Here is a 25,657-nt window from a genome sequence, read left to right as displayed (position 1 = left end):
GGATATCGCCGAGGCCGAAACTTGGCCTATCGCAGCGCAAACGGAATCGCCGCCAACGTCCTGCTCAATTCGGCGACGCGGCGCTTTAAGATCACAACAGGATCTCTCCATGCCCCAGATCAACCGCTCCCTTCGTCGCGCCCTGACCGTGTCGTGCGGCCTGACCGCCCTCGCCTCGGCCCTGGCCGTTGCTCCGGCCGCCTTCGCCCAAGAGACCAAGGTCGGCGAAGTGATCATCACCGCTCAGAAGCGCAGTGAAAACCTGCAGGACGTGCCGGTCTCGGTCGCCGCCATCGGTGGCGAGAAGCTTCAGTCCACCTTCGCCGCAGGCGACGACATCCTGGCCCTGTCGGCCAAGGCCCCCGGCCTCTACGCCGAGTCCTCGAACGGCCGCGCCGCTCCGCGCTTCTACATCCGCGGCCTGGGCAACGCCGACTTCGACCTGGCCGCCTCGCAGCCGGTGTCGATCATCCAGGACGAAGTCGTCCTCGAGAACGTCGTCCTGAAGAGCTCGCCGATCTATGACCTCGACCACGTCGAAGTCCTGCGCGGCCCGCAAGGCACGCTGTTCGGCCGCAACACCACCGCCGGCATCGTCAAGTTCGACACCGTCAAGCCGAGCGAAGAGTTCAAGGGTCGCGCCAGCGCGTCCTACGGCAGCTACAATACGATGACCTTCGACGGCGGCGTCGGCGGCGCCATCGTCCCGGGGAAGGTCGCCGCGCGCGCCTCGCTCCTGATCCAGCATCGCGACAACTGGATCGACAACGCCTACACTAAGAAGAACGACGCCCTGGGCGGCTTCGACGAACGCGCCGCCCGCCTGCAGGTGCTGTTCACCCCCACCGACCAGCTGAGCGCCCTGTTCAATGTCCACGGCCGCGACCTGGACGGCACCGCCGCCGTGTTCCGCGCCAACATCCTGACCAAGGGCTCGAACAAGCTCAACGGCAACTACGACCGCGACACGGTCTATTTCGACGCCGGCGCCGGCAATCCCCAGAACTACAAGGGCGTCGGCGCGTCGGCCAACGTCCAGTACGACTTCGGCGGCGCGACGCTGACCTCGATCACCGCCTATGAGAACACTCACGGCTCCAGCCGCGGCGACATCGACGGCGGCAACCCGACTGGTCCGGGCTTCATCCCGTTCCAGTCGGAAAGCATCGACGGCATCAAGAACCTGTTCCAGTGGACCCAGGAAGTCCGGCTGGCCAGCGACACGGACGGCCCGCTGAGCTGGCAGGTCGGCGGCTTCTACTTCGACACCAAGTACGACATCGCCACCAACCCGTTCTTCGCGCCGATCACCACCCTGCGCCAGAAGAACAAGGCGTGGGCGGCGTTCGGCCAAGCCTCGTACAAGGTCAGCGACCAGCTGACCCTGACGGGCGGCCTGCGCTACACCGACGACGACAAGGATATGAACGTGGTGTCGGGCCCGAACCCGGCCGCGCCGGTCTCGGTGTCGGACTCGAAGGTCAGCTGGGATCTGTCAGCCTTCTACAAGGTCGACGAGGACGTCAGCGTCTACGCCAAGGTCGCCTCGGGCTTCCGCGGCCCGTCGATCCAGGGCCGTGACATCGCCTTCTTCTCGCCGGCCTCGGCCGCCAAGTCGGAGACGATCATGTCGTACGAGCTAGGCCTGAAGAGCGAGCTGATGGACCGCCGCATCCGTCTGAACGGCGCGGTCTTCGCCTATACCATCGACGATCCGCAGTTCAGCGCCGTCGGCGGCGGCAGCAACTCCAACCGCCTGATCAACGCCAAGAAGGGCGAGGCCTATGGCCTGGAGCTGGACAGCGAGTTCGTGGTCACCCCGAACTTCGTCGTCACGGCCGGCTACAGCTACGCCCACACCAAGATCAAGGACAGCACCCTGGCCGTCGCGCCTTGCGCGGCCTGCACCGTCACCGACACCTTGAACGCCGCCGGCCAGGCGCTCGTGAACGGCAACCCGTTCCCGAACGCGCCGAAGTACACCTTCGACTTCACCGCCCGCTACGCCTATCCGGTCGCCTCGGGCGAGCTGTTCGCCTTCACCGACTGGAAGGTCCAGGGCTATACGAACCTGTTCCTGTATCAGTCGAAGGAGTTCTACTCGAAGGGTGACTTCGAGGGCGGCCTGAAGCTGGGCTACGCCAACAAGGAAGGCGGCTGGGAAGTCGCGGCCTTTGCTCGCAACATCACCAACGAAAGCAACATCAAGGGCGCGATCGACTTCAACAACCTGACGGCGTTCGTCAACGAACCGCGCGTCATCGGCGTCTCGCTGGACGCTCGCTTCTAAGACCTTTCGGGGTTTGAAATTGGAAGGCCGGGGAGCGATCCCCGGCCTTTTCCTTTTTGAGCTAGCTCTTCAAGCCGTGGCCGCTGACGGGGATGGTCTCGAAGTGCTGCGGGAAACCCGCGATGATCGGCCGGGCCTTGGCGATCGCCGCCTGTACGGCTGGCAGCTTCAGCGAGGCGGCGTGGGCGTCCTTGTCGGTCCACACCTCGGTGATCCACAGCGCGTCGGCATTGGCCGGGTCCTTGGCGATCACGTAGCTGAGGCAGCCAGGCATGTCCCCGGTGCTCCCGCCAAGGATCGCCAGCAGGTCGTCGCGCTTGCCCGGCGCGGCGAGCATCTGGCCGATCAATCCGTACATGGGCGTCTTCTCCTGGGCTTGGGTCGTGGACGAAAGCGCGGCCAGCGCCAGGCCGCCGGCCAGCGCCCCGCGTCGATCGATCATCGTATTCGTCATGTGCTGGTTCCCTCCGCTCGCGCACTGTCGCCAAGCGCGGACCGGATCATGTCAGCATCCGCAGACGCCAGCGCCGCGCCGAGTCCCAGGAGGTGCAGGGTGTTGAGGCAAGACGGCAAGCCGGGCGGTCGGATCACCCGCACCCGCTCCCGCCAAGCCGGGGCCTCGACCAGATCCAGCGGCGCGATGATCGCGCCCCGCCCGGCCGCGCAGCTCTCCATCGCCTCCTCGATCTCACCGGCATGGTCCAGCCGGCGCAGGTTATCGGGCTGGCGGCCGAACACAGTCTCGAACCAATGGCCGAAGACGAACTCGTACTCGTCATAGGTGGCGAAGGTCGTCGCCGCCATTGCCTCCAGATCGACGGGTTCGACGGTTGAGCTGGCGATCGCCAGGACGATTTCCTCTTCGGCCAGCGGCTTGGACTGGACCGGGGCGGCGGTGACCGGCCGATAGGTCACGCCCAGGTCTGCCCCGCCGCTCGACACCGCCGCCAGCACCGCCTCGTGCGTGCCGAACGTCAGCTCAAGCGGCCGGTCGGCGGGTAGGCTCCGCATCAAGCCCGGCGCCAGGCGATAGCGCCCGAACGCCGAAACCGTGGCGATCCGCAGCGGCCGCAAGGCGGGATCCTCCTGGCTCAGCCGCCAGCGAGTGCGTTCCACCTCGTCCAAGGCCCGGCCGATGGATTCGAACAAGGCCTGGCCCGCGGGTGTCAGCCGCAGCGCCCGGCCCGCCCGCTCGAACAGCGGCCGCCCGATCTCGGCCTCGAAGCGCTTGAGGTCGTGGTGGATGGCTGGCGGCGACTTGCCCAGGCGAGGGCTGGCCGCCGCGATGCCACCGGCCGCGGCCACCGCGTGAAACACCGCCGCCCGGCGCAGGTCCGCGTGCCGCATGATTTCGGAATCCGAAAGGAAAAGCCTCTTCGTTCGAAATATCCCCGACCGCCGTTCGCCGCTAGCTCTTCCGCAGGAGGAGCTCATGACCCGACGCCATTTCTGGATCGCCATCCTCGGCGCGCTGTCGCTGGCCAGCGGCGCCCGCGCCCAGTCGCCGACCGCCGCCTTCCTGTTCGCCTACGATATCGATCGCGGCCAGCAGGACGCTTTCGAGGCCGGCTATGCGGCGCATCTGGGCTGGCACGCCGCCCATGGCGATACCCTGCCCTGGTACGGCTGGTACGTGACCGGCGGGCCAAGGACCGGACTGTTCATCGACGGAACCTTCGGGATCCCGTTCGCCGCCATGGATCGTCGGGTCGATCCGGCGGGCGACGGCGCCGACATGGCGGCCAAGGTCCTGCCGTTCGCCAAGGCGCGGATCTATTCGGCGCTGGAGTTTTGGCCCGAGGTCAGCACGGCTCGCACGCTCGAGGATCGCAAGCCCAGCGCGGTGCTCGACGCCTATGCCGTCAAAGTCGCGCCCGCCAATGTCGCCGCGTTCGAGATCGCCCTAGCCGACGCGGCCGGAGACGGAAAAGGCCTTCCACAGAGTTGGTATCGCCTGGTCAGCGGTGGCCCTGCGGGCGGCTATCTCCTGCTGGTTCCCCGTCAGACCTGGGCGGAGCTCGCCGGCCGACCACGCGATCTCGCGGGCTTGCTGACGGCGACCTACGGCCCCGGCGCGACCAAGGCGGTCGCCCAGGTCGACAGCGTCGAGATCGAGAGCTGGTCGTACAAGCCCAAGCTCAGCCGCCTGCCCTAGCGGGGCTTGCACTCGCCCTCGGCCGTGACGCTGACGCCCTTGGCCGCCGCCTCGCAGGCGTTGCCGTAGGTCTTGCCGTCGCAGCCGCACACCGGCTTGTAGATCCGCGTGCAGACCTGCGGCGCCTTTCTGCAGACGCCGGCTGCGTCGGCGATCCGCCCGCAGACGCCCGGCTCCATCTGGCAAGTAAGGCCCGCCTGGCATTGGAAGCCCGCGAAGCCGCCGCACATGCCGCCTTCGGCGACCGGCGTCCTCGGCGACTGGGCTGGCGGCGTTCCCGTCCCCGGCGCGGTCGATCCCGGCGCGCTGCACGCGGTCAGCAGGATCACGGCGAAGCAGGCGAGCAGACGGCGCATGGAAGACCTCCGATAGACGGGCCGGCCTGTTGAACGCGCGAGCCACCCCTTGGGACGTCCATGGGCGCCGCGCAACGTTTTTGCCGGCAAATGCGCCCGACGGACGCCGTTCGACTTGATAACCCGGTTCTTTTCGTCTGTCCTTCCCGCCTCTTCGAGAGTCGGGGTTTTTCATGATCAGATGGCGTAACGCGGCGACCGCCGTGAGCCTGCTCGCGCTGGGGCTTTCGGCCTGCGCGACGACCGGGACCGGTGGTCCCGCCAAGACGTCCGCCGCACCTGCCAAGCCGGCCGAAAAGGCTGAGGCCAAGCCGCTGCCCAAGGGCCTGGATGGCCAAGCCTCGACCGGCTTCCCGTCGACCTATCAGCCGTTTCCCTCGCGGGCCACGGCCTTTGTCGGCGCCACCATCCTGACCGCGACCGGCCAGCAGATCGAGAACGGCGTTGTCTTCGTCTCGGGCGGCAAGATCACAGCCGTCGGCGGTCCCGACACCCCGATCCCGGCCGACGTCGCGGTGATCGACGCCAAGGGCAAGTGGATCACCCCCGGCATCATCGACGCCCACAGCCACCTGGGCGTCTATCCCTCTCCCGGCGTCCAGGCCCGTTCGGACGGCAACGAAGCCACCGACCCGAACACCGCCCAGGTCTGGGCCGAGCACTCGGTCTGGCCGCAGGATCCCGGCTTCAACCGGGCCCGCGCCGGCGGCGTGACCACGCTGCAGATCCTCCCCGGCTCGGCCAACCTGTTCGGCGGTCGCTCGGTGACCTTGAAGAACGTCCCGGCCCTGACCACCCAGGCCATGAAGTTCCCCGACGCGCCCTACGGCCTGAAGATGGCCTGCGGCGAGAATCCCAAGCGCGTCTACGGCGGCAAGAGCCGCTCGCCCTCCACGGCGATGGGCAACGTCTTCGGCTATCGCAAGGCCTGGATCGACGCGGCCGACTATGCCCGCAAGTGGGACGATTTCCGCGCCAAGCAGCAGAAGAACGAGAAGGCCGATCCGCCCAAGCGCGACCTGCAGCTGGAGACCCTGGCCGGCGTCCTGAAGGGCGAGATCCTGGTGCAGAACCACTGCTATCGGGCCGACGAAGAGGCCACGATGATCGATATCGCCAAGGAGTTTGGCTACAAGATCACGATGTTCCACCACGCGATCGAGAGCTACAAGATCGCCCCCTTGCTGGCCAAGGAAGGCATCTGCTCGGCCACCTGGGCCTCGTGGACGGGCTTCAAGATGGAAAGCCTGGACGGCATCGACGCCAACGCCGCCATCCTGTGGAAGAACGGCGCCTGCGTCGTCATCCACTCCGACGATCCGATCATGACCCAGCGGCTGAACCAGGAAGCCGCCATCGCCATGACGGCCGGCAACAAGCTGGGCTTCGGCATCAGCCGGGCCGAGGCGATCAAGTGGATCACCGCCAACCCGGCCAAGGCCATGGGCATCGCCGACAAGACCGGCTCGCTGGAGCCCGGCAAGGCCGCCGACCTGGTGGTCTGGAGCCGCGACCCGTTCAGCGTCTACGCCCAGGCCGAGAAGGTCTTCATCGACGGCGCGCTGATCTACGACCGCCAGGACAAGCGCTTCCAGCCCAAGTCCGATTTCGAGCTCGGCCAGCCCGGCCAGGGAGCATTCAACTGATGATCCGGTCCCTGCTTCTCGCCAGCGCCGCCTGCGCCCTGGCTCTTCCGGCGGCCGCCCAGACGGTCGCCATCGTCAACGCTCGCATCGAGCCGGTCTCCAGCGCCGCCATCCCGGCCGGGACCCTGGTGATCAAGGACGGCAAGATCGCCGCCCTCGGCGCCAATGTCGCCATTCCGGCCGGCGCCACGGTGATCGACGCCAAGGGCGGGGTCGTCACGCCCGGCCTGGTCGCCCCGTCGTCGAACCTGTCGGCTTCCGAGATCAGCGGCGTCCGTGAGACCCGCGACGACGGCACCGGCAGCAACCTGAGCGCCGCCTTCGACATCGCCTACAGCGTCAATCCGGCCTCGCCGATGATCGGCCTGGCCCGTGACGGCGGCGTCACCAGCTCGGCCGTCGTCCCGGTGCTGTCCGGCACCGGCGGCGGCGCTGGCGAGCACGCCGACGACGGCGTGGTCGAGGAGATGACCGCCGGCAAGGACGGTTCGGGCGATCCGCCGCTGTTCGGCGGCCAGGCCGCGTTCATCCGCCTGAAGGCCGGTTCGCCCGACATCGTCGAGGCCTCCAAGTTGGCCGTCACCGTCTCGCTGGGCGAGAGCGGGGCCCGGGCGGCCGGCGGCTCGCGCGGCGCCGACCTCGTCCTGATCCGCTCGGCGCTCGAGGACGCTCGCGCCTTCGCCAGCCGCCGCGCGGCCTTCGAGCAGGGCGCGACCCGCGACTTTGGCCTGTCGCGCCTGGACTTGGCGGCCCTGATCCCGGTCGTGCAGGGCAAGACGCCGCTGCTGATCCGCGTCTCCCGCGCCGCCGACATCCGCCAGGCCCTGAAGCTGGCGGCCGAGGAGAAGATCAAGGTCGTCCTCGAAGGCGTCGAGGAAGGCTGGATGGTCGCCGCCGAGATCGCCAAGGCCGGCGTGCCGGTCATCGTCGATCCGCAGGCCGACCTGCCCGACAGCTTCGAGGCCCTGGGCTCGCGGCTCGACAACGCCGCCCGCCTGAACGCCGTCGGGGTCTCGGTGGCGATCAACGGGGCGCGGGACTTCAACAATCTGCGCCAGGAGCGACTGAACGCCGGTCTGGCGGTGGCCAACGGCCTGCCCTACGCCGCCGGCCTGGCTTCGGTGACCCTGACGCCGGCCAAGATCTGGGGCCAGGACGGCAAGATCGGCTCGCTGGACGTGGGCAAGATCGCCGACGTGGTGGTCTGGAACGGCGACCCGCTAGAGACGACCAGCTGGCCGCTGAACGTCTTCGTCGGCGGCGTCGAGCAGCCGAAGGACAGCCGCCAGAGCCAGCTGCGCGACCGCTACGCGACCACCGACGCCAGCGGCTATCCGCCGGCCTACCGCTAGAACCGCTGATCCGCCCCCAGTTCGCTGGGGGCGGATTTCGCTTTTCAGGGGAAGGCGGTGAGGCCATACGAGGCCCCCGCGTTCGAATCGCCTAGACTTGCCCTGATGTCCTCCGAAAAGATCCCCTCCCTGTTCGACGACGACGCCCTGGCGCCCGTCCCCGCCGCGCCGTTCCAGGCCAGCGTGGAGCCGCACGTCGAACCGACGCCGCGCCCGATGCCGCCGCCGCCTCCTTCGTCGAAGGCGGCCCCGCCGCCGCCGGCCGGCAAGGCCAGCGCGCCCGGCGACTATTCGGCCGCCGACATCGAGGTGCTGGAAGGCCTGGAGCCGGTCCGCAAGCGTCCGGGCATGTACATCGGCGGCACCGACGAGCGGGCGCTGCATCACCTGTTCGCCGAAGTCCTCGACAACTCGATGGACGAGGCCGTGGCCGGCTTCGCCAAGACCATCGAGGTCAAGTTCGACGCCGACGGCTTCCTGTCGGTCAAGGACGACGGGCGCGGCATGCCCGTGGACCCGCACCCGAAATACCCCGGCAAGTCGGCGCTGGAGGTCATCATGACCGTCCTGCACGCCGGCGGTAAGTTCACCGGCAAGGCCTATGAGACCTCCGGCGGCCTGCACGGCGTCGGCGCCAGCGTCGTCAACGCCCTGTCCGAGCGGGTCGAGGTCACGGTCTGGCGCGACGGCTTCGAGCACCTGCAAGTCTTCTCGCGCGGCAAGCCGCTGGGTCCGATCCAGCAACTGGGCCCATCGCGCAAGAAGGGCACCATGGTGCGCTTCAAGCCCGACGACGAGATCTTCGGCGAAGGCGTGGCGTTCAAGCCGGCCCGCCTGTACCGGATGGCCCGCTCCAAGGCCTATCTGTTCCGCGGCGTGCAGATCAAATGGTCCTGCGATCCCTCCCGCATCCATGACCAGACCCCGCCCGAGGCCACCTTCCACTTCCCCAACGGCCTGGCCGACTTCCTGGCCGAGCGGACCAAGGGCCTGAACACCGTCACGCCCGAGAGCTTCTCGGGCCGCATCGAGCGCCAGGGCGAGGCCGGCGCCGTCGAGTGGGCCGTGACCTGGACGCCGCAGGGCTTCGGCGAGCACGACGGCTTCATGCAGTCGTACTGCAACACGGTCCCGACCCCCGAAGGCGGCACCCACGAGAGCGGCTTCCGCGCCGCCCTGACCCGCGGCCTCAAGGCCTATGCCGAGCTCAAGGGCGAGAAGCGCGGCGCGATCATCACCGCCGACGACGTCGTCGCCCAGGCCGGGGCCCTGATCTCGGTGTTCATCAAGAACCCGGAATTCCAGGGCCAGACCAAGGAGAAGCTGTCGACCTCGGAGGCCCAGCGCTTCGTCGAGGCCTCGCTGCGCGACCCGTTCGACCTGTGGCTGTCCTCGAGCCCGAAGAACGCCCAGGCCCTGCTGGAATTCGTCATCGAGCGGGCCGAGGAGCGCCTAAAGCGCCGCAAGGACAAGGAGGTCACCCGCGCCTCCGCCACCCGCAAGCTGCGCCTGCCCGGCAAGCTGGCCGACTGCGCCGGCGGCGCGGTCGACGGCGCCGAGCTGTTCATCGTCGAAGGCGACAGCGCCGGCGGCTCGGCCAAGCAGGCCCGCGACCGCAAGTACCAGGCCATCCTGCCCCTGCGCGGCAAGATCCTGAACGTCGCCTCGGCCAGCGGCGAGAAGTTCACCGCCAACAAGGAGCTGTCGGACCTGATGCTGGCCCTGGGGGCTCAGGGCGGGAACAAGTATCGCGAGGAAGACCTCCGCTACGACCGCATCATCATCATGACCGACGCCGACGTCGACGGCGCCCACATCGCCAGCCTGTTGATCACCTTCTTCTACCGGACCATGCCGGACGTGATCCGCCAGGGTCACCTCTATCTGGCCCTGCCGCCGCTGTACCGCATCGCCCACGGCGGCAAGAGCGAGTACGCCCGCGACGACGGCCACAAGGACGAGCTGCTGGCCACGGTGTTCAAGGGCAAGAAGCCCGAGATCAGCCGCTTCAAGGGCCTGGGCGAGATGATGGCCGCCCAGCTGAAGGAGACCACCATGGACCCCAAGAAGCGCACCCTGGCCCGCGTCACCCTGCCCCGCCACGAGGAAAGCGTCGAGGAACTGGTCGAGACCCTGATGGGCCGCAAGCCCGAGCTGCGCTTCCGCTTCATCCAGGAAAACGCCGAGTTCGCGACCGCGGACCTGGATCTGTAGGTCCGGTCACTGGCCCCCTCCGCGCCTGCGGCGCTCCTCCCCCGGAGGGGGAAGAAGGTCATACCCTTCCGCCCCCTKCGGGGGCGGACGGCCGCGAAGCGGCCAGGTGGGGGCAAGTGACATCGGCTTCACGCGGTTCACCGCTGAAGTTGGTTGGGGAGGCGACGGAGCGGCCGGCGAACCCGGAGACCGTAAGGGTTTGTATGTTTCGGCTCGCTTACCGCTCCGCCAGGCTGTTCTCTGCCGTGAGGACGACGGGCGTGAGCGTTGTCTGCTCGGGCCTCCGTTACCCCCGGACGGGCGTGGACCAACTGGATCGGCTACTCCGTCTCCAGCTCGGCGATCCACGATAGGCGGTTTTGGATCGATCACCGCCCTGTCGCTCCGCGCTCGCCTCTCCACGGCCCTTCCCGGGATCCCGGATCTATCCAACGAACAGAYCCCGGTCCGRACCGCTTCGAGACCACGCGGCCCCGCTCAACCTATCCCCATCGCCGCTTTGGGCCGGATCCAAGCGCCCTCCCCTTGCGACGGGGACAGCGATGATTGTGCAGGGGTTCTGAACGCGGATCATTCAGACGCGCGTAAAAGTGAGAAGTCGTTGATTTCGTTGGGTTCGGTTTCGCGAATGCCGGGGATACAGCCCGCTCAATCCCCGTACTTCCTTCTCCCCTTGCGGGAGAAGGTGTCGCCGGAGGCGACGGATGAGGGGTCGATAGTCCTGTCGGCTTGGCGCCCAGCATCCACTGCCTCAGCAGCGTCTCCGTCCATCAACCCCTCACCCGCCCCGCTTCGCGGGCCACCCTCTCCCGCAAGGGGAGAGGGATTTGGTGAGCGCCCTCGATCGGATTGAACACGCGGAAGAAAGGAACACCCCCGCCCCTCCAACGTTGCCGCCCCATGGCGTCGGCTCCCAAGACCAGCGGTTCGCACAAGGTGGTGTTCGCGGCCCTGGCCGGGAACCTGGCCATCGCCGTGACCAAGTTTGTCGCCGCCCTGCTGACTGGCTCGTCGGCCATGCTGACCGAGGCCATCCACTCCACCGTCGACACCGGCAACCAGGGCCTGCTGCTGCTGGGCCTGGCCCGCGCCGGCCGGCCGCCCAGCCAGACCCATCCGTTCGGCTACGGCATGGAGCTGTATTTCTGGTCGTTCGTGGTGTCGCTGATGATCTTCGCCCTGGGCGGGGCGGTGTCGGTCTATCAGGGCGTCCACAAGATCATCGAACCCGAGGCGATCGACCGCGCCTGGATCAACTTCCTGGTCATCGGCCTGGCCGTGCTGTTCGAGGGCGGCTCGTTCCTGGTGGCCTGGCGCGAGTTCAAGACCGTGCGCGGCGACATCCCGTTCTTTCGCGCCCTGAAGGGCAGCAAGGACCCGGCGATCTTCGCCGTGCTGCTCGAGGACGGCGCGGCCCTGCTGGGCCTGGCCGTCGCCGCCCTGGGCGTGGCCGGTTCGGTCGCGGGCCTGGCTTGGGCCGACGGCGCGGCCTCGGTGGCGATCGGCGTGCTCCTGGTGCTGGTCGCCGGCTTCCTGGCCAACGAGACCCGCAGCCTGCTGACCGGCGAGGCCGCCGCCCCCCGCGTCGTCCAGGCCGTCCGCGACGCCCTGGCCCGCGACCCGCGCGTCGAGAACGTCACCGAGGTGCTGAGCATGCACCTGGGCCCGCGCGAGATCCTGCTGGGTGTCACGCTGGACTTCCACGACGCCCTGACCGCCGGCCAGATCGAAGACGCCGCCGACGAGTTCGCGGCCCTGATCCAGGGGGTGGATGCGCGGATCACGCGGGTGTTCGTCCGGTCGGGCCGGGCGCGGGCGGCGTACGAGCGGCGGGCGGGGTAGGGCGAGGCCGCGACGCGAGATGCTCCCCCGCGCTGCGGGGGAGCTGTCGCGGAGGGCCGGAGGGGGCTAGCGCGGCCCGCGTTCAGCTGGCCCCCTCCGGCCCTCCGGGCCACCTCCCCCGCAACGCGGGGGAGGATCCACACCCGCCCAAACCCCTTCCCTCCCGGGAAGAGCGCCCCCCTTACATCTCACGGCGAGACGATCGCGGGGCTGATCAGGTCACTCAAGGACCGCTCTCCGAGCGGCCGCGCGCGGCGACGCGGAGCGTCGTCCTTGACTGACCTGATCAGCCCCGCACGCTGCAGCCTCCAAGAGATGAAAGGGAGGCTCCGACCTTGGGAAGGTCGAGACGCGCGTTTAAGGGAGCTGAAAAGTCCGCGCGAATCGTTCCGGAGAAGCGGTTCGCGAGGAGGCGCAAGCGCTTGAAACGACAAAAGAAGTGTCGCGGTGCGGATGGGTCGAAAAAGTTCGTCGAGGCAACTAGCTGATCTGGCCCGGAAAATTCGGCGCGTTCACAACTTGTTAACGAAAAACACGTCCGCGAAGCGTTGACGAGTCATTAGCCACTATGGCCCTGTAACGAGGTAGGCGAGGTCCCACCCTCCAGGTTAGTCCCTCGCCCACGAAGTCCGCTGTCCCTTCCAAAAGGACAGGTCCGGTTTGTCGGGACGCTGGAGTCCAAACCACGTTCCGACATTCCGAACCTAAGTCGTCCCAGCGGAAGTTTGCAAGACGCAAAATTCTTAATGCCATCTTCGGCCTAGGCCTGCTCACGGGTTAAGAGCGAAGCGCCTCTGATCAAACCGGATCCCGCTTGCGAGCAGTTTTTGCATAGAGGTTTTGTGGCCTCGCATTGATCGCCCGCTACCCCCCAACCCTCTCCACCACCGCCCGAAACAACACCGCCATCTCGATATGCGTGTGCACGTACCCCCGCTCGAACAGGTACGTCAGCATCCGGTCGTACGCGTCGTCATAGTCCGCCGCCGCCACGCTCCCCGGCTCCCGCGCCTGGCGCTCCAGCACCGCGACCAAGTCCGGCGTGTCGGCCCGCAACGCCGCCAGCACCTCGGCCACCTCTTCGTCGGTGAACTCCGGCACATGCCGTGACCGCCCAGGATCCAGCGGCGGCCTCCGATCGAAGCCCATCGCCCTCAGCCCTCCGCCCGGGTCAGCTTCCAGCGGATCTTGGCCCCGACCTCGGGGCGGACCTGGCTCTTCAGCACCACCTGGCCGGCCTTGCGGGCCAGGCCGTGGTCGAAGTGGGCCGTGGGGGCGATGGCGACGTCGACCGCGTCGTTGCGCAGCCACCAGCCGATATTGTTGGGGCCCCGGATCAGCACGCTCTTGCCGTCGCGGGCGATCGAGGCGCGGGCCTCGGGGTGCAGGTGGAAGCGCACCGCGAACGGCAGGTAGCGGCGGGGACCGTCCGCGGCGCCGGGCTCGACGGCGATCGGGGTCAGGCTGTCCTCGCCGCGCAGCTCGTCGTTGACGGCGTCCAGGAACAGGCGGCGGGCGTGGGTCAGGCCGACGTGGCGCCAGCCGTCGTGGATGATGTCCAGCCAGACGCCGCCGACGTCGTCGTGACGCTTGGCCTCGACCTGGGTCGCGCCGTCGACCAGCCAGGCGCCGAGGGCGCGGGCCCGGAAGCCCGAGAGGGGGCGACCGGCCGAGCCGTCGCCGACCGAGACGGTCGAGGCGGCGTCGGACAGGCGGAAGGCGTGGGCGCCGGCGGCCTCGGGGCTCCAGCCGCAGCTGGTGATCAGGCGGTCCTTGGCGCAGACGATCTCCAGCGCGGCCGGCTGGGCGCAGGCCGAGACCGAGAGAGGGCCGGCGGGCGGGCGGCCGCAGTCGGCGATGACCTCCAGGCTGCCGCCGACCATCTTCTGGTAGCCGCTGTGCGGGGCCGCGTTCAGCGGGCGCGGGCCGGCGTCGTCATGGGCCAGGGCGGCGGCGATGTGGGCCGGGGCGATGGCCTCGCCGCCGTGGAAGGCGGCTAGGTGGCCGTCGCCGAGGGTGAAGAACCGGGTGGCGGTCGACAGGCGGTCGATGGCCCGCGACAGGCTCTCGGGTGAGGGGCGGCCGCGCTGGCCCAGGGCGTCGTCGAGGGTCAGCAGGTCGAACAAGAGCTCGACGCCGGCTTCCGGCGAGCGGGTGGCGTGGCCGCCGTCGGCCAGCACCATGATGTCGATCTGGCGGGCGAAGGCCTTCAGGCCCTTGTCGATCAGCTTCTCGCCGGGCTTGCCGGCCAGGACGCAGCCGGCGATCGTGGCGGCGACGGCGCGCTCCAGGGCGCGTTCGGGGCTTGTCTTGAGCTCGACCAGGTGGCGGCCCTGGCGGGCGATGTCCAGGGTCAGGTCGGCGATCTCGGCGTCGCTGCCCTCGGCGGCCAGGGCCTTGGCGGCGCAGGCCAGGTGGAAGAGCCGCCGCTCCAGGCACTCCGGCGCCCACGAAAAGCCGTTCCACTTGCCGAACACCCGCCGCCAGTCGTCCAGCAGGCGCAAGGCGCGGCGGGCCCCGTCCGAGCCGGCGGCGACCAGGTCGGGCAGCCAGTCGAAGCGGTGCAGGCTGACGGCGAAGCGGCGCGAGGGGCTGGCGATGTCGAACGGGTCGCCGTCGGGGCCGATGCGCAGGATGCCGCCGTCCAAGGTCATGACCCCGGCCAGGATCTTGCGGCCATGGTCGGCGTCGGCCGGCCGCGGGTCGTGCGGCCGGGCGGCCAGGCCCTCGGGGCGGGGCAGGGCCAGGATCAGCCGATGCGGGCCCGAGCCGTACCACTCGCGGACGACGTGGCTGGCGACCTCGGCCCCGACGGCTCGCCACAGGACGTCGCCGCGCTTGACGGGCGCGGAAAACTTGGAGCCGTTGGCGGAACGCTTGACGGCCATCGGGTGCGGTCAGCCGCCCTTCAGCGCGCGGATATTGCCGGCATAGGCGTCCGGACCGCCCTTGAACACCGCCGAGCCGGCGACCAGGGCCGTGGCCCCGGCGGCGACGCATTGCGGGGCGGTGGCCGGGGTGACGCCGCCGTCGACCTCGATGATGATGGGGAGGCCGGCCTTGTCGACCATCTTGCGCAGGGCCTCGACCTTGCGCAGCTGGCTGGGGATGAAGCTCTGGCCGCCGAAGCCGGGATTGACCGACATGACCAGCAGCAGGTCGACGTCCTCGAGGATCCACTCGACGTGATCGATGCTGGCCGACGGGTTGAACACCACCCCGGCCTTGGCCCCCAGCTCGCGGATCCGCTTTAGGGAACGGTGCAGGTGCGGGCCGGCTTCCGGGTGGATGCTGATGATGTCGGCCCCGGCGGCGCGGAACGCCTCGAGGTAGGGATCCGCCGGGCTGATCATCAGGTGCACGTCGAACGGGATCTTGGCGTGCGGCCGGATGGCTTTGACGATGTCCGGGCCCAGGGTGATGTTGGGCACGAAATGGCCGTCCATCACGTCGACATGCACCCAGTCGGCGCCGGCCGCCTCGATGGCGGCGACCTCCTGGCCCAGGCGGGCGAAGTCGGAGGCGAGGATCGAAGGGGCGATGATCGGCGCGGTCATGGTCCTGGGATAGCCGTCCCAGCTGAATCTGTCATCCGCCTAGGCTGTCATCCCGGCCGTAGCGCAGCGGAGAGCCGGGACGACAGCCTAGGTTTTGCGGAACCGCGCGGCAAAGAAACCGTCCTGGCCGCCTTCGCGCTGGTGGGGCAGCAGGCGCAGGGTTCCGCGCGGGGTCAGGCTGGCTTCCGGAGCGCCGCCTTCGCCGGGCGCGATCGGTTCCAGCACTACGTCCTTGCGGCGGGCCAGGAACGCCTCGACCTGGCCTTCGCCCTCCTCGGGCTCCAGCGAGCAGACGCAATAGATCAGCCGGCCGCCGGGCTTGAGGCGGTCGGCGGCGCTGTCGAGGATCTTGGACTGCACGCCGGCCAGGCTGGCGACGTCGGCGGGGCGGGCGGCCCACAGCACGTCCGGATGGCGGCGGAAGGTGCCGGTGGCGCTGCACGGGGCGTCCAGCAGGATGGCGTCGAAGGTCCGCGTGTCATCCCAGGCGCCCGCGTCGGCGGTGACGATCTCGGCGGTGAGGTTCATGCGCTCCAGGTTCTCGCCGACCCGCTTCAGGCGCGCGGCCGAGCGGTCGAGGGCGACGACGGTCGCGCCGGTGGCGGCCAGCTGCAGGGTCTTGCCGCCGGGTGCGGCGCAGAGGTCCAGCACCGTGTCGCCGGCCTTGAGGTCCAGCAGGCGGGCGGGGATGGCGGCGGCGGCGTCCTGCACCCACCACGTCCCGTCCTCGAAGTTCGGCCAGGCGGCGACGTCGCCCTTGCGGCGCACGCGCAAGGTGCCGCCGTCCAGGATCTCGGCCTCCAGCGCCTCGGCCAGGGCGGCCGCGTCGGCGGCGGGCTTCAGCGACAGGTCGGTGGCCGGCTCGATGGCGATCTGGGCGGCGATCTCGCGGGCCGTGGCCTCGCCGAACGCGGCGACCCAGCGCGAATAGAGCCAGGGCGGGGCCAGCAGGCTGGGGTCGTCGCCGGGCGGGCCGTCGCGCAACAGGCCGCGCAGCACCGCGTTGACCAGGCCCTTGAACGGCCGGCTGGCCTTGTTGGCCCCGGCCAGCTCGACGCTGGTGGCGACGGCGGCGAAGGCCGGGACCTCCAGATAGAAGGCCTGGGCCGCGCCGAGTCGCAGCAGGTGCATGACCCGGTCGGGCGGGGCCTTCTGCAGCTTGGCCGCCAGCGCGCGGTCGATGGGGCCAAGATGGCGCAGCACGGCCATGGCCAGCGCCCGCGCGAACGCGCGCTCGCGCGGCTCCAGGAAGCGGAAACCGTTGGCCGAGGCGGCTTCGTCGATGCCGCCGCGACGCGACAGGGCCGCGTCGATCAGGGTCAGGGCGGCCTCCCGGGCGGGGAGGCCGTCGTTCAATTCTTGAGTCACCGCCTCGCCGTGCCCAATGGCGACGGCGAGCGCAAGCGATTTGAGTGAAATCAGGCCGCCGCGGGTCGCCGCAGGGCGGTGGAGACCGCCGTCAGGCCGAAAACGAAGAAGCCGCCCACCACCGACAGGCCTCCGATGGCCAGCAGCGGCGTGTAGATCGACGCCGGCCCTTTCTGACCCAGATATAGGAACAGGCCGCTGATCATGCAGACGACGCCGACGTTCGACAGGACGAAGTTGGTCAGCTTGATCCAGTTGGCGACCGCCTGGCCCAGCAGGGCGTAGAACGTCCCCATCAGGGCCATGCTGATCCAGCCCAGCATGTTCAGGTGGGCGTGGGCGGAGTAGGTCGCGTGGTCCTTGGTGATGCTCATGGCCAGGCCCCACGAGACCCCGATCATGGCGTAGAGCGCGGCGGCGGCGAAGAAGGCGTGCGGCCAACGACTGGTGTTCATCTGGTCATTCCCCCGAATGATATAACGTCGGTATTTAAGGCCGAGCGTTGAACACTGGCAAGGTGGCGGGCGCAAGCGTGATGATGTTAAACCTCCGTCATGTCTGACTTTCCCGCTCAAACGCCCGGCCCTCCGGCCCAAGGCGACCCGCCCGGCGCCGCCCCGGGCAAGGACCTGACCCCCGCCGCCCGCCGCGCCCTGGAAGAGGCCGCCGCCCGCCGCGCCGCCGAAGCGGCGAAGGCGCTGCCGACGGAAGAGGGCGGCCGCGACGGTCCCGAGCCGACCCGCTTCGGCGACTGGGAGAAGAAGGGCGTGGCGGTCGACTTCTGAGGCCGAAAGCGCGACGCTCCGTGCAAGAACGCGGAGGAGACGCGCCATGGAAGACCTCGCCGAGCGGCGCATCCAGGTGGTGCGCGACCACATGGCCTTGGAGTGCGTCCACGACTGGGACGCGGTGATCGCCACCTTCGAGCACCCGCGCTACGAGATGTACGGGGCCGGAACCGTGTTCGACGGCGAGTCCGCCGTGCGCGGCTATTTCGCCGCCTCGCGCACGCCGTTTCCGGACCAGGGCAACGAGATCATCGCCATCGCCCACGGCGGCGACACCGTGCTGGTCGAGTTCTGGCTGACCGGCACCCACCTGGGCCCGCTACGGCTGGGTGAGCGGACGGTCGAGCCGACCGGCAAGCCGTTCCGCATCCGCATGGCCGCCAGCTTCGAGTTCCCGCCCGGCGGCGACAAGATCGTCTGCGAGCGGCCCTATTACGACCAGTTCGCGGTGCTGCGGGCGCTGGAGCTGGGGTAGGGGGATCGGCATTCGCCGCGAACGGCCGCCTTGGTTGGCCGTGCGGGCAGTTCAAGCCGACATGTGCTCCAGCTAGCCATCTAAGGGTTCTCGACGCACGCCCTAGAGCCGGGCCTCAGCGCCAGGGCGTGCTCGCTCCCGAGCCGACACCAATGGTCGGCTTACGACCCTAGGCGGACGCTCCCCAAACCCCTCTCTCTCAGAGAGAGGGATTTCCGGATGTCCGTTTCCCACCCTTCTCCGACTCTGAGAAAGGCGGGCTAGCGGGATACCCACGGAACCAGGCGCTGAGCGCCCATCGATTCCGGTCACGGACCGCCGCGCCGGGCCTTGCGCCCAGGGAGGCCGTGGGTTTGGACCTGCCCCAGATGAATGGCGATTGGCCCTAGGGCCCGTCCTCTTAGCCCAGGGCCAGCAGCGCCTCCACGACCCGCTCCGGATGGGTCATGGCCAGGAAGCGCCCCGCGTCGGCCACGCGCGCGAACCGGCTGTCGGGCAGCACGTCGCGCCAGTAGCGCTCGACATGATCGGGATCGTGCATGGTGTCGTAGGCGCCGATCAGAATCGACCATCGCCAGCCGGGCGCAGGCGGCGGCCTGCCGCCGCGCGCGATCGCCACCTGCTCGTTGACATAGCCCTCGATCCGCCCGGTGGCGAGCATGCGCACCGAGCGCCAGTAGTCCTCGGCGAAGCCCGGATCGGCGGCCGCGGCCTCGTCCGGGGGGCTGCCACGCATCGACTGCACGACCATGCGGTGCAGGCGCTCGCGCGTCAGACTGCCCGCCAGTAGCCGGGCGAAGGTTCCGATCAGCTCCGGCTGGCGAAGATAGGCTTCCTTGAAGGCGCCGAGCGGCCCGTGCCGGCGATCGTCGGCGCCAGAGTGCGGGTCCGGATTGACCAGGACGACCCGACCGATCCGCTCCGGCGCGCGCCGGGCCAGGGCCAGCACCGCCTGGGCGCCGCCCCGCGCGACGATGTCGATGGTCGGCAGCTTCAGGGCGTCCAGCAGCGCGATCAGGTCCGCCGACGCGGCGTCGAACGGATCGTGCTCGCCCGCGCGCAGGCCCGGAACCGGGTCGCTCATCCCGAACCCGGGACGGTCGACGGACAGGACGCGAAAGCCCTTGGCCTGCAAGGCGGCTACTAGGCTCGACGGCGCGAGCCGCGACGTCATGCTGGAATGGACGATCAGAACCGGCCGGCCGCCGGCGGGACCATAGTCGCTCCAGGCGATGCGCGTGCCATCGGCGCGGGGCAGCAGCCGTAGCGGCTCCGCCCGCGGATCGGCGAAGCCCAGTTGTCCGCGGGTCGCGCCCAGCAAGGCGCCGAGCGCGCTCATGGTCGACACGGTCCGCGCCAGCTCGCTGGCCGAGCCGACCCGCAAGGCTGCGAAGATCTGCTCCAGGTCCTTGCGCACCACCGCGACCGACAGCCCAAGCGCCCGGGCCGCCTCCTCCCGCGTCGCGCCACCGGCGACCAGCAGCGCGATCGAGGCCTGCTTCTCGGTCAGGCCCCAGACATCGACCAGCAGCGGCGTATGGTCCGATTGCGACGGCAACAGCCCGAAGGCCAGTCCGGACAGCAGGCCCACCAGCTCCGGCAAGCGGCGCGCGCCCGTGCGGCGATAGACGTCCGAGAGCGTCTCGCGGGCCGTGACGTGCGATAGGTCGAGGCGCTTGGCCGCCGCCTTGATCGATCCGGCGCGAATCACCGCCAGGACGACTCGAGTCTGGGCAGCCGTCAGGCCGAAGGCGGCGCAGGCGCGCTCGATGGGGCCGGCCCGGGCCGCCAGCGTCGTCAGCACCACGACCTTGCCCGCCGGCGCCTCGGCCGCCAGCTCCGGCGGCAGGCGCCAGAGCGGAAACGCCATGGCGGCGGCGGCATAGACGAAGATCGCCGATTCCGAGCCGCCGTCGCTCTCGATGGCGACCGGAACCACGACCGGCTTGGCCGACCGCAGCGCGCGCCCGACCAGGTCGGGATCGATATAGCGCTCGCCGCGCTCGTCGGCGAACAGGCGCGAGGCGATGCGGACCGCGCCGTGCGCGTCGAGCACGGCCGCCGCAAGGCTCTGGGCGTCGAACAGCGGAAGAAATTCGGCCTGAGCGGCGTCGGCTTCGATCAGATCCGCCAAGGTGTCGGGGGCCGACCGCGCCGTCGCCAGGACGGCGTCGGCGTCCTCCATCACCGACCGCAGGAAGGTCGGCAGCCGCGGTTCGTCGGGGTGGTCGTCCTCAACCAAGCCCCGACCTCGAAACTATCACCGTCAACGCGGTCCCCACCAAATCGACAACGCCACAAAACCGTTCGAGTGCGAATCTTGGCGTGTGGCGGGCGAGGCGTCCAGAGGTCAGCGCTCAGACCAAAAAAGCCGACACCCTACAAACGGCGATGCTCGAGCCCTGGGCGGCGGTTTAGCTGAGGGCCGCGCGGCCGCTCGTGTTTCAAGCCGCGCGAGGAGATGCGTCGTGGCCACCAAATTCCAGACTCAAGACCTGACGTTCACGCTGCGGAGCGGTTACACGACCGCCTCCGCGCACGAGATCGCGGTCGCGGACTTCAACGGCGACGGCAAGCTCGATGTCGCGCTGGCCTATTTCCTCTATCCGCTGGAAGACCGGGCGGTTCCGATCCGGGTGCTGACCGGGGACGGGACGGGGCGCTTCACCGATTCGACCAGCGCCCTGTTCGGCGACCAGCCGCCGGTGACGGTGCACGGACGCCAGATCGTGCTGGCCGACTTCAACAAGGACGGCCGGACCGACGCCTTCTTCGCCGATCACGGCCTCGACGCCGCGCCCTTTCCGGGCGCCCGCAACGCGCTGTTCCTGTCCTCGGGCGCGACGGGGCTGGTCAACGCCGTCAATGCGCTGCCCTCAGTCGCCGATTTCACGCACTCGGCCGCCGCGGGCGATGTCGATGGCGACGGCGACATCGACCTGTTCGTCGGCAACCAGGGAGACGGGGACGAATATCCCTATCTGCTCCTCAACAACGGCGCGGGCGCGTTCACGCTCAACCGCGCGGGCTTGCCGACCAACCTGCATGGCGGTGATCCGGGGATCACCACCAGCACCCTGTTCGACGCCGATGGCGACGGCGATCTCGACCTTTTCCTCGGTCCGTGGGACCCGCGCCAGCGCGCGGCGGTCATCCTGGAGAACGACGGCAAGGGCAATTTCCTTAAGACCCTGACGACGATCGAGATCCCCGCCCACGGCGCGTCCGAGAATGTCATCGACAGTCGGACGGTCGACATCAACGGCGACGGCAAACTGGACCTGGTCATCAATACGGTTGTTGATTTCTTCAACCTGGGTTCGATCCGAATCTACATCAACGACGGCCAGGGGCGCTTCACGGACCAGACCGCCGCCCGCGTGCCGTCGCGGAGCGGCGAAGGCTGGAACGCCCGCGTTCAGTTCGTCGATCTCAACGGCGACGGCTATGTCGACATGCTCGCGTCGGACGGCCACAAGCTGCCGGCGTTCCTGAACGACGGCTCGGGACGCTTCGTCCAGCTGCCCGGGGGATGGCTGGGGAATTCACAGTACGACCGGCTGCAGACGGGCGACGTCAATGGCGACGGTCGCATGGACGTAATCGCCTGGCGCGGCGTCTTCGACGGCTCCGAACGCGTCACCGTGCACTTGGCCACCGACGCCGGAACCACGGTCAGCGGCGGGGCCACGGCGGACGCCCTGGTCGGCGACGCCCAGAACGAGACCCTGAACGGCTTGGCCGGGAACGACGTGCTGTTCGGCGGCGCGGGCGATGACGCGCTGAACGGCGGCGACGGCGCCGACATCCTGGTCGGCGGGGCGGGCGCGGACCGGATCGACGGCGGGGCCGGGGTCGACGAGGCGCGCTACGGCGGCTTGGCCTCGGACTATGCGATCGGGGTCGGGGCCTCGGGTTGGACCATCACCGACACGCGGGCCAATCCGCGCGACGGCGCCGACGCGCTGATCAATGTCGAAAACCTGGTCTTCGCCGACAAGACCATGAGCTTGGGCGACCCCGTGGTGGGACTGGCGGTCGCCTCGCTGCTGCGGGCCAGCGCCGCGGCGGGCGCCGGTGGTGTTCTGACGGCCGACCTCACGGCCAAGATCACCGCCGGCGCCATGACCCAGGCCGCCGCGATCGCCGAGGTGGTCAAGACCGCCGACCAGACGACCTCGGTGGCGACGCTCAGCTATCTGTTCTTCACCGGTAAGATCCCGGGCCAGGCCGGCATCGACTATCTGGTGTCGCCGACCGGCCCGAACGGCAACAATCTCAACAGCGCCTACTACCAGTTCTTCAATCTGGAGAACCGCTACATCAATTTCGCGGTCAACCTGGGCAAGGTGGGCGAAGGAAACGCCAAGTTCTCGGCGGACTACGGCGCGCTGTCGCTGTTCGACGCCACGAAGAAGGCCTATGCGGCGATCTTTGGCGGCGCGCCGACCGACGCCAAGGTCCATGCCCTGATCGACACGCGCGTGGACTATTTCGCCAGCTACGGCGGCGACGGGCCGAACGGCCTGGGGACCAAGGCGGCCATGGTCGGCTGGCTGCTGGCCGAGGCCGAGAAAGCGGACGTCGGTGTCATGGCCCGCTCGAATGCCGCCTGGCTGACCGACCTGGCCGACGGGGCCGCGCCGTTCGCGATCGATATCCTCGATCCGGCCAAGGGCTACTACAAGGCCGACTTCATCTTCGGCGGAAGCTAGGCGAGATCTTCAGATCCCCGCGATTTCCGCCGCCACCTTCAAGGCCGCCTCGCGCGGGTCGTTGGCGGCGGTGATCGGGCGGCCGCAGACCAGGTGGCTGGCGCCGGCGCGGATGGCGGCTTCCGGCGTGGCGGCGCGGGCCTGGTCATTCTTGGCCGACCAGAAGGGGCGCACGCCGGGGGTGACGATCAGGAATCCGGGCCTGCCGGCCCCATTGGCGATCTCGCGGGCCAAGGCGGCTTCGTGCGGCGAGGAGACGATGCCGTCGACGCCGGCCTCGATCGCCTGGCGCACCCGGCGCTCGACCAGGTCGCGGGCCCCGAAGGCGTAGCCCAGCTCGTTGAGATCGGCGTCGGTCAGGCTGGTCAGCACGGTGACGGCCAGGATCTTCAGGTCCGAGGAACCGCGCGCCAGCACCGCCGAGCGCATCACCTGCGGCTCGGCGTGGACGGTCAGCAGGTCGCAGCCGCTCTGGGCCAGGACGCGGGCCGAGCGTTCCACGGTCGCGCCGATGTCGTGCAGCTTCCAATCGAGGAAGATCGACTTGCCCGAGGCCTTCAGCTCATGGGCCAGGGTCATGCCGTCGCTGGCCAGCAGCTCCAGGCCGATCTTGTAGAACGACACCGCATCGCCCAGGCGCTCGACCATGTCGCGGGCTTCGTCGACGGTGGGCAGGTCCAGCGGAACGATCAGGCGCGGATCGGCGGTCATGGACGCGTTCATAGTCTGGCCCCCAGGGGTTGGCGCGCGAGGCCGTACCCCCTAGGACATGGGGCTCAGGTTTAGGCGCATCGAAAAGGTAAGGACGTCGAATGACCGAGGCCAAACTCGCCGTCAACTTCTTCGTCGCGCTGTTCGCCCTGATCGACCCGATCGGCAACGTGCCGCTGTTCGCCGCCGCCACCCTGGGCGCGGCCGCGGCGGGGCGGCGGATGGTGGCCGTCTATATCGGCCTGTTCGTCGCGGCCTTCCTGGTGTTCTTCTTCTTCACGGGCGTGGGCCTGCTGGCCTTCTTCGGCATCTCGATGCCGGCCTTCCGGATCGCCGGCGGCATCATCCTGTTCATTCTCGGCCTGGACATGGTGCGCGACGACTTCACCACCATGTTCGCCGACGCGGCCGAGGGCATCGAGGGCCAGTCGGCGCGGGTCTACGCCAAGCAGCGCTTCGAGCGCCTGATCGTGCCGTTCGCCATGCCGCTGCTGATCGGGCCGGGCGCGATCTCGACGGTGATCATCTACGCCGCCGAGGCCAAGCCGTTCGGCTGGGCGGGCCTGGGTCTGGGTGTGGCGGTGATCTCGGCGGTGTCGCTGGTGCTGGTGGCGGTGTTCTGGGCGGCGCCCCTGATCAGCAAGGCCCTGGGCCGGATCGGCATGAGCATCGTCGTGCGCGTGCTGGGCCTGATCCTCTGCGCCCTGGCGGTGCAGTTCGTGCTGATCGGCGTGGGCGACGCCACGCGCGGCCTGGTTCGCCAGGACGCCAAGGCGCCCTACGCGGCCGATAAGTAGCCGCGCGGTCTGGACAGCCTTGGCCGCAGGAGCCCATATCCCCGCCATGCGCGCTCACGACGCTGATGTGATTATCGCCGGCGCCGGCATGGCCGGCTCGACCCTGGCGCTCGCCCTCGCCTCGGGCGGCCTCAAGCCCCTGCTCGTCGATCCCCAGCCGTTCGAGGCCCAGCTGGCCCCGACCTTCGACGGCCGCAGCTCGGCGATCGCCTATTCGTCGTTCCGCCAGTGGCGCGCGATCGGGGCGGGCGAGGCCTTGGCCCCGCACGCTCAGCGCATCGAGCAGATCCTGGTCACCGACGGCCGCACGCCCGGCGCGGCGGCCCGCAGGCCCTCGCCGGCCTTCCTGCGCTTCGATTCCAGCGAGATCTCGGGCCGCATCGAGGGCGAGCCGCTGGGCTACCTGATCGAGAACCGCCAGATCCGCGCGGCCCTGGCCCAGGCGGTCACCGAGCAACAGATCCCGGTCATCGCGCCGATGGCGGCCAAGAACCTCGCGGTCGCCCCCGACGGCGCGCGCCTGACCCTGGCCGACGGCCGGGTGCTGTCGGCCCCGCTGGCGGTCAGCGCCGAGGGGCGGGGCTCGGTCCTGCGCCGGGCGGCGGGCATCGGCGAGATCGGTTGGGGCTATGGCCAGTCCGGCGTCGTCGCCACGGTGCGGATGGAAAAGCCGCACGAGGGCGTGGCCCACGAATATTTCCTGCCCAGCGGCCCGTTCGCCATCCTGCCGCTGACCGACAACCGCGCCAGCCTGGTCTGGACCGAGAGCACCGCGCGCGGCGAGGCCCTACGCGGCGCTTCGCCCGAGGCCTTCCACGCCCATCTGATGCGCCGGTTCGGCGACTTCCTGGGCGGGGTGACGATCGAAGGCCCGACCTTCGTCTACCCGCTGTCGCTGTCCCTGGCCGAGCGCCTGGTCGCCCCGCGCCTGGCCCTGATCGGCGACGCGGCCCACGGGGTGCATCCGATCGCCGGGCAGGGCTTGAACCTGGGCCTCAAGGACGCCGCGGCCCTGGCCGAGGTGCTGGTCGAGGCGCTGCGCTGCGGTGAGGACATCGGCTCGGAGGTGGTGCTGGAGCGCTACGCCCGCTGGCGGCGGTTCGACACCGTGACCAACGCCCTGGCCTTCGACGCCTTCGTGCGGATCTTCTCGAACGACAATCCGCTGCTGCGCGTCGCGCGCGGGGCGGGCCTGGCGGTGGTCAACCGCATCGCCCCGGCCCGGCGGTTCTTCATGCACGAGGCCGGCGGCGGGGTGGGCGATCTGCCGAAGCTGCTGCGGGGCGTCAGCCTCTAATATCCTCCCCCGCGATGCGGGGGAGGTGGCCCAGAGGGCCGGAGGGGGCTAGCTGGACCTAGGCCGCATTGGCCCCCTCAGTCGCTCCGCGACA

The 25,657-nt window shown here is 69.4% G+C and carries 21 protein-coding genes; 11 read left to right on the top strand and 10 right to left on the bottom strand.

The genetic code is table 11. The annotated features are described in order from the left end of the window. Window positions 1-109: 109 nt before the first annotated feature. Window positions 110-2,290 (top strand): TonB-dependent receptor, encoded by a 2,181-nt coding sequence (locus AC1DSO_RS20390; RefSeq protein WP_477070546.1) that lies wholly within the window; start codon window positions 110-112, stop codon window positions 2,288-2,290. A gap of 61 nt (window positions 2,291-2,351) precedes the next feature. Here AC1DSO_RS20390 and AC1DSO_RS20385 read toward each other — a convergent pair whose 3' ends face one another. Both AC1DSO_RS20385 and AC1DSO_RS20380 read right to left on the bottom strand, forming a co-directional pair. Beyond that, entirely contained in the window at window positions 2,352-2,744 is a 393-nt protein-coding gene (locus tag AC1DSO_RS20385; RefSeq protein ID WP_477070545.1) for a putative quinol monooxygenase, read from the bottom strand. Continuing rightward, the gene (locus AC1DSO_RS20380; protein ID WP_477070544.1) at window positions 2,741-3,637 is read right to left on the bottom strand and encodes a LysR family transcriptional regulator; all 897 of its coding nucleotides are present in this window, start codon (window positions 3,635-3,637) and stop codon (window positions 2,741-2,743) included. The genes AC1DSO_RS20385 and AC1DSO_RS20380 overlap by 4 nt, the downstream gene beginning before the upstream one ends. An 85-nt stretch (window positions 3,638-3,722) precedes the next feature. On the opposite strand from AC1DSO_RS20380, the gene AC1DSO_RS20375 reads away from it, so the two are divergent. Continuing rightward, entirely contained in the window at window positions 3,723-4,445 is a 723-nt protein-coding gene (locus AC1DSO_RS20375) for a hypothetical protein (RefSeq protein ID WP_477070543.1), read from the top strand. On the opposite strand, the gene AC1DSO_RS20370 is transcribed toward AC1DSO_RS20375, so the two are convergent. Next, window positions 4,442-4,801: a Kazal-type serine protease inhibitor family protein gene (locus AC1DSO_RS20370; protein WP_477070542.1), complete on the bottom strand. Its 360-nt coding sequence runs from the start codon at window positions 4,799-4,801 to the stop codon at window positions 4,442-4,444. The two genes, AC1DSO_RS20375 and AC1DSO_RS20370, sit on opposite strands and share 4 nt — an antisense overlap. A gap of 173 nt (window positions 4,802-4,974) precedes the next feature. On the opposite strand from AC1DSO_RS20370, the gene AC1DSO_RS20365 reads away from it, so the two are divergent. The 4 genes from AC1DSO_RS20365 to AC1DSO_RS20350 all read left to right on the top strand — a co-directional run bounded on the left by AC1DSO_RS20365 (window position 4,975) and on the right by AC1DSO_RS20350 (window position 11,855). After that, a complete protein-coding gene (locus AC1DSO_RS20365) occupies window positions 4,975-6,447 on the top strand; it encodes an amidohydrolase (protein WP_477070541.1) in 1,473 nt (490 codons plus the stop codon). After that, the gene (locus AC1DSO_RS20360; protein WP_477070540.1) at window positions 6,447-7,799 is read left to right on the top strand and encodes an amidohydrolase family protein; all 1,353 of its coding nucleotides are present in this window, start codon (window positions 6,447-6,449) and stop codon (window positions 7,797-7,799) included. The genes AC1DSO_RS20365 and AC1DSO_RS20360 overlap by 1 nt, the downstream gene beginning before the upstream one ends. Window positions 7,800-7,901: 102 nt before the next feature. Then, window positions 7,902-10,013, top strand: a complete 2,112-nt coding sequence (gene parE, locus AC1DSO_RS20355; RefSeq protein ID WP_477070548.1) for a DNA topoisomerase IV subunit B — start codon at window positions 7,902-7,904, stop codon at window positions 10,011-10,013. A 900-nt stretch (window positions 10,014-10,913) separates the two neighbouring features. Next, complete coding sequence (locus tag AC1DSO_RS20350) at window positions 10,914-11,855, top strand: cation diffusion facilitator family transporter (protein WP_477070539.1); 942 nt, start codon at window positions 10,914-10,916, stop codon at window positions 11,853-11,855. A gap of 864 nt (window positions 11,856-12,719) precedes the next feature. On the opposite strand, the gene AC1DSO_RS20345 is transcribed toward AC1DSO_RS20350, so the two are convergent. The 5 genes from AC1DSO_RS20345 to AC1DSO_RS20325 all read right to left on the bottom strand — a co-directional run bounded on the left by AC1DSO_RS20345 (window position 12,720) and on the right by AC1DSO_RS20325 (window position 17,235). Then, window positions 12,720-12,956, bottom strand: coding sequence for a hypothetical protein (locus tag AC1DSO_RS20345; RefSeq protein WP_477070538.1), 237 nt, complete (start codon window positions 12,954-12,956; stop codon window positions 12,720-12,722). Between the two features lie 53 nt (window positions 12,957-13,009). Beyond that, entirely contained in the window at window positions 13,010-14,743 is a 1,734-nt protein-coding gene (locus AC1DSO_RS20340; protein ID WP_477070537.1) for a heparinase II/III family protein, read from the bottom strand. Between the two features lie 9 nt (window positions 14,744-14,752). Beyond that, window positions 14,753-15,412: a ribulose-phosphate 3-epimerase gene (gene rpe, locus AC1DSO_RS20335; protein WP_477070536.1), complete on the bottom strand. Its 660-nt coding sequence runs from the start codon at window positions 15,410-15,412 to the stop codon at window positions 14,753-14,755. A gap of 87 nt (window positions 15,413-15,499) precedes the next feature. Further along, a complete protein-coding gene (locus AC1DSO_RS20330) occupies window positions 15,500-16,780 on the bottom strand; it encodes an RsmB/NOP family class I SAM-dependent RNA methyltransferase (RefSeq protein ID WP_477070535.1) in 1,281 nt (426 codons plus the stop codon). Between the two features lie 50 nt (window positions 16,781-16,830). Next, complete coding sequence (locus AC1DSO_RS20325) at window positions 16,831-17,235, bottom strand: hypothetical protein (RefSeq protein ID WP_477070534.1); 405 nt, start codon at window positions 17,233-17,235, stop codon at window positions 16,831-16,833. Between the two features lie 99 nt (window positions 17,236-17,334). Here AC1DSO_RS20325 and AC1DSO_RS20320 point away from each other — a divergent pair, with 99 nt between their 5' ends. Then, window positions 17,335-17,565 (top strand): DUF1674 domain-containing protein, encoded by a 231-nt coding sequence (locus AC1DSO_RS20320; RefSeq protein ID WP_477070533.1) that lies wholly within the window; start codon window positions 17,335-17,337, stop codon window positions 17,563-17,565. 46 nt (window positions 17,566-17,611) lie between these two features. Continuing rightward, on the top strand, window positions 17,612-18,043 hold the full coding sequence (locus AC1DSO_RS20315; protein WP_477070532.1) for an ester cyclase: 432 nt from the start codon (window positions 17,612-17,614) through the stop codon (window positions 18,041-18,043). 400 nt (window positions 18,044-18,443) lie between these two features. On the opposite strand, the gene AC1DSO_RS20310 is transcribed toward AC1DSO_RS20315, so the two are convergent. Further along, entirely contained in the window at window positions 18,444-20,285 is a 1,842-nt protein-coding gene (locus AC1DSO_RS20310) for an alpha/beta fold hydrolase (protein WP_477070531.1), read from the bottom strand. 226 nt (window positions 20,286-20,511) lie between these two features. On the opposite strand from AC1DSO_RS20310, the gene AC1DSO_RS20305 reads away from it, so the two are divergent. After that, window positions 20,512-22,758: an FG-GAP-like repeat-containing protein gene (locus tag AC1DSO_RS20305; protein WP_477070530.1), complete on the top strand. Its 2,247-nt coding sequence runs from the start codon at window positions 20,512-20,514 to the stop codon at window positions 22,756-22,758. A 9-nt stretch (window positions 22,759-22,767) separates the two neighbouring features. Here AC1DSO_RS20305 and pyrF read toward each other — a convergent pair whose 3' ends face one another. Then, window positions 22,768-23,469: an orotidine-5'-phosphate decarboxylase gene (pyrF, locus tag AC1DSO_RS20300; RefSeq protein ID WP_477070547.1), complete on the bottom strand. Its 702-nt coding sequence runs from the start codon at window positions 23,467-23,469 to the stop codon at window positions 22,768-22,770. A gap of 101 nt (window positions 23,470-23,570) precedes the next feature. Here pyrF and AC1DSO_RS20295 point away from each other — a divergent pair, with 101 nt between their 5' ends. Both AC1DSO_RS20295 and AC1DSO_RS20290 read left to right on the top strand, forming a co-directional pair. Next, window positions 23,571-24,266, top strand: a complete 696-nt coding sequence (locus AC1DSO_RS20295) for a MarC family protein (RefSeq protein ID WP_047413688.1) — start codon at window positions 23,571-23,573, stop codon at window positions 24,264-24,266. 46 nt (window positions 24,267-24,312) lie between these two features. Further along, window positions 24,313-25,563 carry a UbiH/UbiF/VisC/COQ6 family ubiquinone biosynthesis hydroxylase gene (locus tag AC1DSO_RS20290; protein WP_477070529.1) on the top strand — a complete coding sequence of 417 codons (1,251 nt, stop codon included), beginning with the start codon at window positions 24,313-24,315 and terminating at the stop codon, window positions 25,561-25,563. Window positions 25,564-25,657: the final 94 nt, after the last annotated feature.

It is taken from the genome of Caulobacter sp. P4_E5 (assembly GCF_056401555.1).
This window is presented reverse-complemented; position numbering and strand designations above follow the sequence as displayed.

Excerpts from the sequence above, each read along its gene's own strand:
- AC1DSO_RS20390 (WP_477070546.1), top strand. The coding sequence starts at position 110 with ATGCCCCAGATCAACCGCTCCCTTCGTCGCGCCCTGACCGTGTCGTGC.
- AC1DSO_RS20385 (WP_477070545.1), bottom strand. The coding sequence starts at position 2,744 with ATGACGAATACGATGATCGATCGACGCGGGGCGCTGGCCGGCGGCCTG.
- AC1DSO_RS20380 (WP_477070544.1), bottom strand. The coding sequence starts at position 3,637 with ATGCGGCACGCGGACCTGCGCCGGGCGGCGGTGTTTCACGCGGTGGCC.
- AC1DSO_RS20375 (WP_477070543.1), top strand. The coding sequence starts at position 3,723 with ATGACCCGACGCCATTTCTGGATCGCCATCCTCGGCGCGCTGTCGCTG.
- AC1DSO_RS20370 (WP_477070542.1), bottom strand. The coding sequence starts at position 4,801 with ATGCGCCGTCTGCTCGCCTGCTTCGCCGTGATCCTGCTGACCGCGTGC.
- AC1DSO_RS20365 (WP_477070541.1), top strand. The coding sequence starts at position 4,975 with ATGATCAGATGGCGTAACGCGGCGACCGCCGTGAGCCTGCTCGCGCTG.
- AC1DSO_RS20360 (WP_477070540.1), top strand. The coding sequence starts at position 6,447 with ATGATCCGGTCCCTGCTTCTCGCCAGCGCCGCCTGCGCCCTGGCTCTT.
- AC1DSO_RS20350 (WP_477070539.1), top strand. The coding sequence starts at position 10,914 with ATGGCGTCGGCTCCCAAGACCAGCGGTTCGCACAAGGTGGTGTTCGCG.
- AC1DSO_RS20340 (WP_477070537.1), bottom strand. The coding sequence starts at position 14,743 with ATGGCCGTCAAGCGTTCCGCCAACGGCTCCAAGTTTTCCGCGCCCGTC.
- rpe (WP_477070536.1), bottom strand. The coding sequence starts at position 15,412 with ATGACCGCGCCGATCATCGCCCCTTCGATCCTCGCCTCCGACTTCGCC.
- AC1DSO_RS20325 (WP_477070534.1), bottom strand. The coding sequence starts at position 17,235 with ATGAACACCAGTCGTTGGCCGCACGCCTTCTTCGCCGCCGCCGCGCTC.
- AC1DSO_RS20320 (WP_477070533.1), top strand. The coding sequence starts at position 17,335 with ATGTCTGACTTTCCCGCTCAAACGCCCGGCCCTCCGGCCCAAGGCGAC.
- AC1DSO_RS20315 (WP_477070532.1), top strand. The coding sequence starts at position 17,612 with ATGGAAGACCTCGCCGAGCGGCGCATCCAGGTGGTGCGCGACCACATG.
- pyrF (WP_477070547.1), bottom strand. The coding sequence starts at position 23,469 with ATGACCGCCGATCCGCGCCTGATCGTTCCGCTGGACCTGCCCACCGTC.
- AC1DSO_RS20295 (WP_047413688.1), top strand. The coding sequence starts at position 23,571 with ATGACCGAGGCCAAACTCGCCGTCAACTTCTTCGTCGCGCTGTTCGCC.
- AC1DSO_RS20290 (WP_477070529.1), top strand. The coding sequence starts at position 24,313 with ATGCGCGCTCACGACGCTGATGTGATTATCGCCGGCGCCGGCATGGCC.